The organism is Candidatus Zixiibacteriota bacterium, from assembly GCA_040753875.1.
In the GTDB taxonomy this organism is placed as follows: Bacteria; Zixibacteria; MSB-5A5; order GN15; family FEB-12; genus DATKJY01.
On sequence record JBFMDV010000008.1, the window covers coordinates 1 to 12,589 of the forward strand.

Consider the following 12,589-nt stretch of genomic DNA (forward strand, 5'->3'; position numbering starts at 1 on the left):
CTTTTCGTGGCTCCAGTGGCAGCGACGTATCCTCGTGCGTTGGGAATACTACACCGCTAATTTCCTGGGCTTTGTACAACTCGCCTGTACCCTCATCCTGCTAAAGCAATTTTGAGACAGGTTCTAGATTGAGATGCCCTTCTCGATGCAAGATCGCCATGTCCCGCAGAATTTGGGCAGCTCGCTCCCTCAGTTGAGCGTGACACGCTTCATCCCAAAGGTCTTCGATTTCGCGTATGTCAGTCAGCGATCCGTAAGCGTAGTACCTGTGTGTATGAGTTACATTCTGCCCAACTGGGGGCGTGCGCCAGATTACAGTATCGCGCATATTCCACGTGACGAAAAAGTCAGCGCGAATGGCCCGCGCTTTCTCGGCTGCATTTCCTAGGAGTTCAGAGTCATCCACTGCGACCGTCGGTGGCTTGCACTCCCATCCGCAAAATGCTAAGCCAGCCTTTCGGTTAAGCCAGAGTTGTACATCCGGAAAACGTAGCTTCTTCTTGCCAGTATGAATTGTCGTCTCGCCCGTGATCTCACGGAAAGGATAGGCACCATGGTCCAGCAGCTCATTCAACCAACTGACCACCTGACCAGTAAACTCCCGTTCGTTTGTAGCTATCTTTGCAGTCATACTTTGGAGCCGCTTGTGCGTAAAGTCCAGCTTAGGTAAATGTCGTGGCTGCATAGGGTTTTCGCAACAATAATGGCTCAGTAGCTCCAATCGCAGTCAGTCGACCTGCTAATCAGTCGCTCCCCCCCACTTTCCCCTCCAATCCGTAGCAATTCCCGTCCCCGCTCCCTCTATATAAACAGCAAGGGAGTACCATGTCTGCTAGTGGAAAGCAGATCGGCTGCAAAAACAAAAAACGCGCAAACAAACCCAAACAGTCATTGGGCCACAACAACTTGCTTGTCGCGATGACGATTCGGCGAGGCCTTGTCAAACAAACCCAAAATGGCGGGCTACCAACCAAAGCGTGTCAGGTCACAACGTCCGCCTTTCGGCAGACGCCAGGACCCGACACAACAGGGATCGGTTCTCGACTGCGCTCGAACCGACGGCAGGACCTGACACCACAGGGATCGGTTCTCGACTGCGCTCGAACCGACGGCAGGGGGTGGGGCAAAGGAGTCGCACTGGGTTGGTTCGGCGCACTTCCCCCGTGAACGGCAGACCTCCCGGTCTGCCGACTGTCGGCACACGCGGACGTGCGCCGTTTACTGGACACGGGGTCGTACGTTCGGTTCTACCAGACGGACGGGCTGGCAATGGCGGCGTCTCGAATCAACGCGATGTCGGGCGGGGACGCCCGACACCACAATGTCAACGTGTAGCCCAGACATCGACTGGGTCCACGGTTGCTCCGTTTCCCCACCCGGCCAAGTGCCGCAGTAGCGAGACGGGAAAAATATCACGGGATTTCGGCAATATATCCCGCGGAGTCGTGATAGAAACTGGGAACCCATCTCTCAGATGGGATACACATGTCGGGGCGTTGGCCGCGCACAGAAGGGCGGGCTAATCCATCCACCTTATTCGTCCGATATAATTCTCATGTGTTCGGGCGACAACATGGCAGACAGAATATAGCCGGCACAACCCACCTGGTGGGGAGGGGAATGGTCAGCGACCACCGGAAAAGAACGGACCAACCAGCAGATTGCAGGCGGGAGCGCGCATGCGTTGGGACCGCGGAGGACCTATGAAAATCGTCATCGCCGATGACAGCAACACTTCGCGGCGGATGCTGGAATCGATCATCAAGCAGTGGGGCTTCGAGGTGGTCTCGTTCGAAAACGGCGCCGACGTTTGGGATGCCCTCAAAAAACAGACCGAGCCGAGTCTGGTGATTCTGGACTGGGTCATGCCCGGGCTGACCGGGGTCGAGATCTGCAGCCTTCTCCGCAAACATGAAAAAGGGATGCCGTCATACGTCATACTCCTGACCGCCTGTGATTCCAAGGATGAAGTGATCAAGGGGCTGGAGGCGGGCGCCAACGATTACGTGACCAAGCCGTTTCACAAAGAAGAGCTGCGGGCGCGCATGGCCGTCGGGAAGCGGGTCCTCGAACTGCAGCTGGGCTTGTCACACAAGATCCAGGAACTGGAGCTTTCGCTTCGCGAAATCAAAACCCTTCGCGGCATAGTCACCATCTGCATGCACTGCCACAAAATGCTCAACGACGAGCGTTCGTGGGAACGGCTGGAGAAATATGTCCAGGAGCATTCCGAGGCGCAGTTCAGCCACGGGCTTTGTCCGGAATGCCTTGAGAAGTATTACCCGGAACGCGAAGAGAGCAAGGCGACGCAATAGCTGTCCACAAGCCGGCCTTATGGGCAACTCGGCAGAGTCGCGCTGAAGAACAGGAAGTCGATCAGTGTCTGAAGGTCGGAGATATCGATCGAACCGTTCCGGTCAACATCGTTCGCCACGCCGCAAGGTCCCAGTGCGCCGCTGAAGAACAGAAAATCGATCATCATCGAAAGGTCTGATATATCGATGCTGCCGGACTGGTCCAGATCGCCGGTGGTGCCGGTACAGCATTGCGAGGCTGTGATTCCGTGCGGCCCTGCTCCGGTTGGCGTAACACCATGACAAACTGAACATTTATTGAGCGTTCCGGCGTATCCCTGGAGCGCGATATTCTGGACGTTGTCGCGGGGTTCGCCACTCGGCACGATTGCATGTGGCTCGCCGTGACAGGCGCTGCAGAACAGGCCCCCGTGTCCTCGCGATTCGCGGAACAGTTTGCCGGGTTCCTCGCCGAATTGCGGCCCATGACAGGCGGTCGCGCCGCACGACGGCTCTTCCAGCCACGGCTCGCGCCCGTCGCTGATACTCTCGCCCACCTGCTTGACGCTTCCGTGGCAGCTTTGGCAGGTGAACCCGTGTTCGGTCTTCATCACGTCGCGAAGACACTGGGTGTTGGGACCGGGGTGGCATTTGTAGCAGTCGTTGGTGCGTTCGCCGTGATGCTTGTGCACAGCCTCCGACAACGATGGCAGCCCCGGCCTTCCGGGTGTCCCCAAGGCGTGCGATGAGTGGCAGGAAGCGCAGAGAATGGGCGTCTGGGTTGGATCGAATCCCGCTTCCGAGGCGTGCTGATTCAGGATCGATTGTTCGCCGGAGTGGCAGCCCGAGCCGACGCAGTTGATCTCGTTGGAGACAGGCACCACTGGTGGGGCCGTGGCCAGCATCTGGCCACCGTTAGTGTATAGCGTCAGAAGTCCCAATTGGAACGGGTCCTCGTTCGCCAGGTCGGCATCGGTGTACGGTGTGATCGGCACGCCGGTCACATGAAAGTAGTTCTCGACCGGCGCCATCTCGCCGGAGAGGCCGGAGCCGGTCAGGCCGATGTTCGGCGGCAGGTTGACGCCGAAGATCTGGTCCTCGAAGTCCCAAAAATTGGTCTTGCCTACCGAACAGGTATTGCCGGGGATCTCATACGTGACTCGAAGGTTTGCCGTCATCACGGCCGGCAGGTTGAGAGAGTCTCCCACTCGAATCACCTGCGCCCTGACGTTATTGAATGGGGGCAGAACGACCAGTTTGGAGAAGTCTCTGTTGCTGCAGTGCATGCCAAGGTCGTTCCATCCGATGATGATATATTCCTGGGCCGCCAGAGTTGAACTGACCAGCGAGACCAGTATTAGAACAAACGCTCTCCTCACCGTGGCCATCCTATCCATCCTCCGCGGTTATCGTATACCTTCCGATGGCGTGGCATCGTCGGGCGGGGAGGATACACCCACAGGACGAACCGACTCCTCATCACAGAGCATTCGACTACTCATTGTCGTACATCAGAAAATTGCTGTGCCGTTGGGCGTCACTGCTGATTGCTCCGTGATCCATCGCGGTGTCGACAACCCAAGGCGGTTCTGCGCTTTGGGCTGTTAACTCATCCATCATCAAACTTCATACGCTCAGTGGGACAGGCGCTTGAACCTTGGTGTTCAACTTGGATTAGGTGCGTTGTCCGATGAGCCGTTCTCGCTAAAGGACAGAGATGACGCACCGATAATGTACGATAGAGTCTATTACGACAGACCCGTACAATACCTCAGTCGGTCTACGACTAATGGCGATTGCGGTCCGCGGCGGGAGAAGATAATGGGAAGCGAGTTGTTGCATCATCGGTCGTCTGCGGAGTTCCCGAATTCGCCGACCATCATCGCCGTGCAATTCGTTCTGTTGACGTGAGAACAAGAGCCACCAACGTAAAGAGAGTCGTGTGAATTTTCTACACAACCTGTCCATCAAGAGCAAGCTGTCACTCCTTGTAGGGATGTTCATTGCGGGATTTGTCATCTTTGGGCTTATGAGTCATTCGCTCCTTAACGGGCTCAAGGATGGCGAGGTGTTCCGCGATGTTTCCCTTGGAAAGGACCTCCTGGCGGATGTCCTGCCGCCGCCGTGTTACATTGTGGAATCGTACCTCGTAGCGCATCAAATGGCGCTGCCGGCTTCGCGAGAGGCCCTCAACCAACACGTGGAAAATCTGAATCGCCTGAAGCAGGATTTTGAGGCACGGACAACGTTCTGGCGGGACACACTCGCGGAGGGCGACATCCGGGAAAAGATCACCGTAACGTCGCCTGAACTGGGTCGAGAGTTCTTCGCGGTTGTAGAGTCGGAGTATGTACCGGCTCTCCGGCGCGGCGACTACACCTCAGCACGGCGCATTCTTGATGACAAACTTTCGACACTGTACGTCGCTCACCGGAAGGTGATCGACGATATTGTCCGGCGTGAAAATGATGCGATCGTGGCCGCAGATCGTGATGCTCGTGAGCAGATTGCCGGCAGCGCGTCATTCACATTGACGGTCGCGGCTTGCGTTGTCGTGGCGTGTATTGTGTTCGCTATGATCGTTGTCGCGCAGATCGTTCGTCCTATTCGCGCCCTTGCCGGCGTTGCAGATGCGGTCGCAAAGGGAAACACCGAGCAATCGATTACCGTCGAGGCGCGCGATGAGATCGGCGTCCTGGCGCGGTCATTCCGTGATGTCATGCGCTACATGCAGAACCTCTCCCAGAGCGCACAGCGCATCGCGGGCAAGGATCTCACTGTCGAGGTGCAGCCATCCTCCGACAAAGATATTCTCGGATCGTCATTCAAGGTCATGAGCGACAACCTGCTTGTGACCATTCGTCAGGTGTCGGACAACGCGCGCAACGTATCCTCGGCCGCAACCGAGGTGGCGTCCTCGGCCGAACAGATGTCGGCTACGGCGAAAGGACAGAATGAGCAGGTGAGGTCGATCGTCGCCTCAGTCGAAGATATGAAGGAAGTTCTGACACTGAGTGCCGAACAGACGAAGGAGGCCGCAGTGAAATCGTCGACGGCGTCAGGAGCTGCCGTCGAGGGAGGGAAAGCTGTCTACAGTGTCGTCGACGGCATGACGAGGATCAACGAGGTCGTAACACGCGCCGCAAAAACCATCGAGGGGCTGTCGACATCTGCCGAGCACATCGGCGAGATCATTGGTGTCATCGACGATATAGCCGATCAGACCAATTTACTCGCACTCAACGCCGCCATCGAGGCAGCGCGTGCGGGTGACCAGGGGCGTGGTTTTGCCGTCGTTGCCGACGAGGTCCGCAAGCTCGCCGAGCGCACTACCAAGGCCACCGGCGAGATCACCGCAATGATCCGCGGTATCCAAAATGAGACCAACGATGCCGTGAGTGCTATGCACACCGGGATCGGGGAAGTGACCGCTGGACGGGAAATGAGTGTCAAAGCAGGTGAGAAACTCGACCAGATCATTCGCATTGCGAACGAATTGGAATCGGTCATCGAGGAGCTGGCGCATGCCTCCATGCGGCAGAATCTGGCCGCCGAATCGATCACCTCGAGCATCAAGGAGATATCGCAATTTGCCGATGAGAACTCCGCCGGTGCGGTTCAGTCGGCGCAGGCCGCCGGACTTCTGAACCAACAGGCGACAGAACTGCAGAGAACAATCGAGGAGTTCAGAATCAGACAGTGACTGGTTGTGCCATTTGAGATCTCGGCGCTCAGTGCTGTACCTAATCAGGTACGATTCCGCTGAAACGAGACCTCGGGCACACCTGCGAGGGGTGTCACCGCACATGCGCAGGTCTTCGATCCCGTTTACGACTGGAGGTATCTCTCCAGCCATGCTTTCCTATGGAGATCAATCTGTTTGTAGCTGCCGTCTTTGAGCGCCACATGTCCTGCCCCCTCGAGAATCACGAATTCATACGGAATATCGTGTTTCTTCAGCTCATTCGCCATGCGCTGTGATTGCTCGATCGGTACTCGCTTATCAGCAGTGCCATGAAACAGGAGCACAGGTGTTGTCTTGGGAAACTGTGCAACCAGGTTGATTGCGGAGCGGCGGCGCACTTCTGCCTGAAGCTGATCCTCGGTCAGATGCGAAAGTTTCTGCCGCATGAACTTGCGGAAGTCCTCATTGGCGGCGCATCGAGCAGCGAGATCGGTCAAGCCGGCATGGACTATGGCGCAACGAAATTTGTCATAGCGAGTCAGAAGCTGGTAGGTGGTCATGCCGCCGCGGCTGGCCCCCTCGACAGCTACGCGCGAGAGGTCACACTCCGGTATGTTCTTGGCTACTTCCAGCATGGCGAAGGCATCGTTGACATCGTCGCCGCCAAAATCCTCGGTCCCTTCGCCCCCCTTGTTGCCGCGATACTGGGTAGCCAGTACGACGTAGCCCCACACGGCGGCGGATGCAAGAATGAGATATGCGGTCAGATCATCGAGCGCCCCACGGTCCCCAAACCCGCCCCGGTTCCAGATGAGCATCGGATACACGCCCGGTTCTTTGGGACGTGTGACATACCCTTTTACTTTCAGACCATCGGACAGATAGGTTATCCGTTCCACTATGGTATCTTCGATCACCCGGACACCGTACATCCGTTTGACGGTCGCATGAGCGTAGCGGTTCAGTTCGACCGTTTCGGTATCAAGAATCGTGCCGGTAGGCTGCATGGATGCGAATATACGGTGTCAAAGGGAATATCGGCGAGTCCAATCTGTACCGGATCACCGGTCGAGCGTCAGATGGGGAGTCATCGTGTCATTTTTCTGTCACCAGCGCATGCGAGTGTATTGATTAACACCACTCAATCCAACCGAAGAATGCTGTTGTGCGTATAATGGTTCGACAGGTTGAGCACAATATACTCACATCGAACCAGGAAAGGGCTCGTCATGGCCATGTACTCGGCTATTACTCGCCGCAAACCGGGTCGGGGCAAAGTCTATTCTGTCTTGGGGGATCATGTCGCGTGCAAGCTGGTGGGCGAAGAATGCGGCGACGCCATCTCGGTGTTTGAGGTCACCGTAGCACCTCACAGCGGACCGCCGCCTCACGTCCATCTGCATGAAGAGGAAGCGTACTATGTCTTGCAGGGGAGTTTCGATTTCCTGCAGGGAGAACGGATCATTCATGCAAAACCTGGCGAATTCATCCGTTTTGCGCGTCGGACCATGCATACGTACAAGAACACCGGGGACATGCCGGGTCGGCTCCTCGCGATTTATACACCGTCGGGTGTGGAACACTATTTTGAGGAGATGGACCGTCTGACCAGAGCCCAGGCGCTCGATGCGGAACGAGCACAGAAAGTGGCCAATCGGCACGCCATTCTGTCGTTTCCGTTGTGAGGATTGCCAGGCGCCAGAGAGGCGGCAAGTATCAGAACAGCCGCCGCAGGTAACAGGCGAAGAGCGCCGGGGAGAAGCGGCCGGTGGCGGTCGATGATACACCCTCGTGCACGCCGACCCGCTGTAGTGCATATATGTCACGCATCAGCGCCGTCCCTTCCGGGTTGTGCGTAGCGATACCGCAGTGATAGCCGGTCTCACGGGCAAGACGGCGGACCTCCTCGTTATGGTCGCCATTGGGATAGGCTATTGAGGTTACGGGACGTCCGGTCTTCTCCTCGATGAGGAGTTTTGATTCCACCAGTTCGCGCCGGATCTCCGCCGACGACATCTGGGTGAGGATCTGGTGTGACCGGGCGTGCGACCCGATCTCGATGAGGGACGGGTCCATGGCGCGAATATCGTCCCACGAGAGTGTCCACCGCCGGTCGGGCCATTTATCGTCAGTGAGTCGGCTCCGACACATTAACTCGCCCAGCGCCCTGCGGAGATTCTTCTGGTCAAGCTCTTTGAGCGCCTCCATGAATCTATCGTGGTCGGAAGCGACCCATTCAAGATAGTCGCGCGTCACCGTCTTCCCATGTTGCTCGCCGCCGTTGTCGCCGTACAGTTCCTGGAGCACGTCGGCGAGTTGCGCGGTGGTCAGTTTTCCTTCCTCCAGATAGAACCCGACTCGCAGAAACCAGAACTTCTCGGCGCTTTCGATGAAATCCGTGGAGACGAAGATGGTCGCCGGAAGGTCGTATTTCTTGAGTATCGGGTATGCCAGCGTGAAGTTGTCGCGCCAGCCGTCATCGAACGTGATCACCAGCGCTCGTCGCGGCAGTGGTGTCCCTTGTTGGAGATGTGCCACCAGCTGCCCAAGCGGAACGACTGAATACTCTTTCGCCAGGAACGCCATCTGTTTTTCGAACGCAGCCAGCGAAATGTTAATTCCCGCTTGCGTATACTCGGTCCGTGACCGGATATCCTCGACCACCCGATGATACATGAGTATCATGTACGGTTCTGTTTGGCCCGATAGTCGCCGCGCCAGGCTCAGGAGGGCCATCAAGCCGCTATAGTAGCAGGCCGAGGCCAACAGATGTTTGATAAAGCGTCTCATGTAGAAATGCCGGATGCCCGGTTACCCTTCGCACAGACAAGATACTATGCGGGCTACGTCCTTGTCACGCACATAAGGATGGGTCGGCAACGTGAACAGACAGGCCACCACACGTGCTGCTCCCGGGAACGGAGCTTCGGGGTTAACCAGGAGTGACCGCAGCTCTGGAATCGCCGCGATGGTAGACGGATACATGGTGGAGGACATGACGCCGGCATGTCGAAGCGACATGACCATCCGGTCACGCGTGGTGCTGTCGGGCGCCAGGACCGGCAGGCGCAGGTACGCAGGGCAATCCGTTTCGGAATACCCGGCGATCTGGAATCGACCGGTTGCCAGTATCGGTTCTGCCAGTTTGCGGGCGTTATCCCTTCGAGTCTGAGTCAGAGAGCTGAGGCGATCAATGACGAGCGCGCCGAGCGATTGTTGAAGGCGTGAGAGTTTTGCTATTGGAAAGTCGGGATTGTATTCAGTCTCTCCGAGCCCCAGAAACGGCAGCAGATTGGGAAACCAATAGAACCGCGGATGAAGAAAGAGCTTGTACAAGAGAAGCTTGACAAGCAGCGCCAACCCCGTTATCACGCCGGGCGATGGGAACGCTTTGATCGCGCTGTCCAGGTATTCACCTAACCGTTGATCGGAAGTGACGATCACGCCACCGGCATATGTGGAGAGGTTCTTCCCTCGATCAAGGCTGTAGAAGCCGCCATCTCCGAATGTTCCGGAAATTCGCCCGGCATGACTGGCGCCAAGCGACTGGGCGGCGTCATCGATCAGGAAAACATTCTTCGTCCTGCCAATGGACAATAACCGTTCCCAATTGCTCACGATCCCGAACAGATTGCAGGCAGTGATCGCCAGGACATTCGAAAAGTCTATCGTCTCAAGTTCGTCGTATCGGTAGTCCATGGTGAGCGGGTCAATATCGACCAACCGTATTTTCAGTCCGGCCCGTGTCACTGAAGCCGCTACCGAGAAACAGGTGTAGGCAGGCATGACCACCTCGTTCCTCTGGTGACCGGCGATGTCGGCCATACCCTTCATCAGGAGATACTGCGCGGTCCGTCCGCTGTTGACCAGATGAATACTCAGGGCGCCCGTGAGCGAGACCAGTTTTTGCCCGAACAAGTCGGGCGAACCGGACGTTGCGCGACTCCAGAGCGCGTGCGCCAATTCATCAAGGGTGATCGGCGTGCCGGAAGGAGGGAGCAGATAGAAAGGTTTCATGTGGACGCCATCACGGGAAATTCCGGATCACCCGCGGTCCGAGCCAATTGGCAACCCTCAGCGGGAGTCTTTGCCACAACTTGATAAAGAGTCGGTATTTGGGATTGCCGGGATTGATGGCGGGCAGGTCCGGCGCTTTATGGAGCGCGTACTGCCAGTGAAGTTGGGTGGGTGGTGCTCCCCATTGTTTCTTGAAATTAAACGTGGGGCCATCCCAACTCGAACGACCGAAGTCCAGATATTTCAGACCGTGCTCGCACCCGTACCTGATAACCGCCCAATAGAGCGCGTGATTGGGGCAGTAGCTGAGCGACCATCGGTACGATGATGCCGATGGCACATACACGCGATCTTTGAACGACAGGACCAGCCCCCCGGCGATAACTTCGTTGTCTCTCTTCACCAAAATAAGCTGGGCGCTGTTGGGAAACTGCCTGAGAATCGCGCGGAAGAAATGCTTTCCCCAAACCGGCGTGCCCAGATCCCGCATGTTGTACGCAAAGACCCGATAGAATGAATCGAGCTTATCCACCCCTCCGAACTCGGTCGTCAGGCCCGACTTCTCCGATTTCCGGATTTGGTTTCGCAGCTTGGCGTCGAAGCGTTTCCATACGATTTCAGAATCGGACTCAAGAGGCATTAGGAATGTCACCTTATCGGTTCGGGTCGTGAGGTCCAGCGGTTGTTGTTCGACGGATCGGAATTCAACAAATTCGACACCGTGCGCCGAGGCGAGTTGCCGCGCCTCAGCGAGCAATGCCTGTTCTGTACTTTCGTCATCGGCGCAGATACCGCCGTAATCAATCCAGGGAAGACTCACTAAATACCTGGTCCGCCACCAGGTAGTAACCAGGAACAGCGGCAGGATTCCGGTGAGACGTTGGCCGTCGAGTGCCATTCGATACAGCGGCGTGTGCCCCAGCCCTTCAGCCATGACATCGCGCCAGCCCGATCGGTGCGCAATTGTCGAGTGGGGAGAACGGGTAACGTACTCATCCCAGGCATCGGCGTATGAGGAATCGTAGGGGGCTATTCGTGTCATGGGAGATAATCAGAACTGCCGAGTGAGATTCACGGCCATGCTCAACCGACCTTCTCCAGCGCGGGCTGTGCAGGTGTTGACGGTTCGAGCAGAGTCCTCTGGCTGGAAACATGAAGTAAAATCATAATAAACGTGTACAGGATCCACAGATGTGGGTAATAGATGGTCGACAGGAATGTCGCTCCCGCAAAATACGCGATCAGGCCGCCGATGAGAGAATTGGCCATGAAGCCCACTCGTTCGCTGTCGGCGGTATCCGGCAGTTTTCGCTTTATTCGTCGGAGTTGCTTCACCGCATACACGACCATGAACGCATAGAACAGGAAGCCGACTGTCCCGACCTCCGCCAGAACCTGCGGCAATGTCCCGTGGAACGCACGACCCCAGTAGCGATCCGGATTCGACACGCCCCGGATATATCGCGGAAAATGTATGCCGCCGTTGCCGGGTCCGACACCGATGACCGGATAATCAAGATACATACGTCCGGCCGCCTGCCAGGAGAGAAGCCGTTCCTCGGCCGTGCCTTCTTCGGTCTGAGTCATGGAGGCCATCTCGTGCCAGTAGTATCCCGGTGCCACTGCCGCGAATCCCAGCACGACTACGAACGCCATGGCGAGACTCCGTGCCTTGTTCGGCGAGTTCAGAAGGCAATACAGCAGCGCTGCCATGAGGGCCACCATGCCGCCGCGCGACATGCTGCTCACCACGCCCCACAGAAAAACCAGAAGGATAAACACGCTGATCAGTTTGAGCTTGATACTTCGAAAATACTGGAACATGAAAAAAGCGAAGGGAACCCAGACCACCAGCGCCAGGGCAAAATCGTTCTCGTCCGCGATATAGCCGCTGCCCACCCGTCCGCTGGCCGCCTCCCCACGCACCACCACGTGAAGGACCTCGCGATTGATCGTCCCCTGGACTGCGAAATACAGGTTGATGAGCAGTACCAACCAGACCAGTTTGTTCAGGCGGTCAAGTGAGTCCACCACGTTGGTGGCGATCAGGAACATGATGAAGGTGATGAGCATGGCTTCGAGCGTGTCATAGGCCATCCTGTTGTTGGCCGCCATGGCGACGCCAAGCGCCATCACGCCGAGGAAACCGAGGTACCCCCAATTGAAGATCGACCACTTGATACTGGTCTTGCTTCGGATAATATAAATGACCCAGGAGATAAGGGTCAGGATCTCCAGCACCATGGCCAGGCGAAGCGGCTGGAGCGCCGGAATGAAATCGTACGGGCGAAGCAGGTTGTACAAGTAGAAGAGATAGATGCCGACCCACGGATTTTTGAGCACCCATATACCAATCACGATGGCGGGAAACACGAACAGCATAACCGGTTGAAACTTTCCCGGCAGCAGCAAAAAAGTCACGGCGGCGGCGACCGAAAGGAGAATCAGCGCCGCATACCCGATCACCTTTCCCGTGATAATCGGAGCGGCTGACTCGATCCCGTGTGGTCGACCGGCTAAGACTGCAGATTTGTCTTCTGTTTCCATAGTGACCTGTGATGGTCGCCGTCATGTGGCGATTCTGAGGGAAACA

Annotated in this window: 10 protein-coding genes; 3 read left to right on the forward strand and 7 right to left on the reverse strand. The window is 56.8% G+C overall.

Annotated elements, in window-relative coordinates; translation table 11 throughout:
• Positions 1-100: 100 nt before the first annotated feature.
• Positions 101-685 (reverse strand): hypothetical protein, encoded by a 585-nt coding sequence (locus AB1644_04190; GenBank protein ID MEW6050246.1) that lies wholly within the window; start codon positions 683-685, stop codon positions 101-103.
• A 1,018-nt stretch (positions 686-1,703) separates the two neighbouring features.
• On the opposite strand from AB1644_04190, the gene AB1644_04195 reads away from it, so the two are divergent.
• Positions 1,704-2,315 carry a response regulator gene (locus AB1644_04195; protein MEW6050247.1) on the forward strand — a complete coding sequence of 204 codons (612 nt, stop codon included), beginning with the start codon at positions 1,704-1,706 and terminating at the stop codon, positions 2,313-2,315.
• 17 nt (positions 2,316-2,332) lie between these two features.
• Here AB1644_04195 and AB1644_04200 read toward each other — a convergent pair whose 3' ends face one another.
• The gene (locus AB1644_04200) at positions 2,333-3,682 is read right to left on the reverse strand and encodes a hypothetical protein (protein ID MEW6050248.1); all 1,350 of its coding nucleotides are present in this window, start codon (positions 3,680-3,682) and stop codon (positions 2,333-2,335) included.
• A gap of 554 nt (positions 3,683-4,236) precedes the next feature.
• Here AB1644_04200 and AB1644_04205 point away from each other — a divergent pair.
• A complete protein-coding gene (locus AB1644_04205; protein ID MEW6050249.1) occupies positions 4,237-5,997 on the forward strand; it encodes a methyl-accepting chemotaxis protein in 1,761 nt (586 codons plus the stop codon).
• Positions 5,998-6,122: 125 nt separating this feature from the next.
• On the opposite strand, the gene AB1644_04210 is transcribed toward AB1644_04205, so the two are convergent.
• Entirely contained in the window at positions 6,123-6,986 is an 864-nt protein-coding gene (locus AB1644_04210; protein MEW6050250.1) for a prolyl oligopeptidase family serine peptidase, read from the reverse strand.
• A 222-nt stretch (positions 6,987-7,208) separates the two neighbouring features.
• Here AB1644_04210 and AB1644_04215 point away from each other — a divergent pair, with 222 nt between their 5' ends.
• Positions 7,209-7,664, forward strand: a complete 456-nt coding sequence (locus AB1644_04215; protein ID MEW6050251.1) for a cupin domain-containing protein — start codon at positions 7,209-7,211, stop codon at positions 7,662-7,664.
• Positions 7,665-7,695: 31 nt separating this feature from the next.
• On the opposite strand, the gene AB1644_04220 is transcribed toward AB1644_04215, so the two are convergent.
• Genes AB1644_04220 through AB1644_04235 form a run of 4 tightly spaced genes read right to left on the reverse strand, consistent with a single transcriptional unit; the run spans position 7,696 to position 12,543 of the window.
• Positions 7,696-8,769 (reverse strand): polysaccharide deacetylase family protein, encoded by a 1,074-nt coding sequence (locus AB1644_04220; GenBank protein ID MEW6050252.1) that lies wholly within the window; start codon positions 8,767-8,769, stop codon positions 7,696-7,698.
• 21 nt (positions 8,770-8,790) lie between these two features.
• Positions 8,791-9,996, reverse strand: coding sequence for a DegT/DnrJ/EryC1/StrS family aminotransferase (locus tag AB1644_04225; GenBank protein ID MEW6050253.1), 1,206 nt, complete (start codon positions 9,994-9,996; stop codon positions 8,791-8,793).
• A 10-nt stretch (positions 9,997-10,006) separates the two neighbouring features.
• A complete protein-coding gene (locus AB1644_04230) occupies positions 10,007-11,038 on the reverse strand; it encodes a FemAB family XrtA/PEP-CTERM system-associated protein (GenBank protein MEW6050254.1) in 1,032 nt (343 codons plus the stop codon).
• 41 nt (positions 11,039-11,079) lie between these two features.
• Positions 11,080-12,543, reverse strand: coding sequence for an O-antigen ligase family protein (locus tag AB1644_04235; GenBank protein MEW6050255.1), 1,464 nt, complete (start codon positions 12,541-12,543; stop codon positions 11,080-11,082).
• Positions 12,544-12,589: the final 46 nt, after the last annotated feature.

Excerpts from the sequence above, each read along its gene's own strand:
- AB1644_04190 (MEW6050246.1), bottom strand. The coding sequence starts at position 685 with ATGCAGCCACGACATTTACCTAAGCTGGACTTTACGCACAAGCGGCTC.
- AB1644_04195 (MEW6050247.1), top strand. The coding sequence starts at position 1,704 with ATGAAAATCGTCATCGCCGATGACAGCAACACTTCGCGGCGGATGCTG.
- AB1644_04200 (MEW6050248.1), bottom strand. The coding sequence starts at position 3,682 with ATGGCCACGGTGAGGAGAGCGTTTGTTCTAATACTGGTCTCGCTGGTC.
- AB1644_04210 (MEW6050250.1), bottom strand. The coding sequence starts at position 6,986 with ATGCAGCCTACCGGCACGATTCTTGATACCGAAACGGTCGAACTGAAC.
- AB1644_04215 (MEW6050251.1), top strand. The coding sequence starts at position 7,209 with ATGGCCATGTACTCGGCTATTACTCGCCGCAAACCGGGTCGGGGCAAA.
- AB1644_04220 (MEW6050252.1), bottom strand. The coding sequence starts at position 8,769 with ATGAGACGCTTTATCAAACATCTGTTGGCCTCGGCCTGCTACTATAGC.
- AB1644_04225 (MEW6050253.1), bottom strand. The coding sequence starts at position 9,996 with ATGAAACCTTTCTATCTGCTCCCTCCTTCCGGCACGCCGATCACCCTT.
- AB1644_04230 (MEW6050254.1), bottom strand. The coding sequence starts at position 11,038 with ATGACACGAATAGCCCCCTACGATTCCTCATACGCCGATGCCTGGGAT.
- AB1644_04235 (MEW6050255.1), bottom strand. The coding sequence starts at position 12,543 with ATGGAAACAGAAGACAAATCTGCAGTCTTAGCCGGTCGACCACACGGG.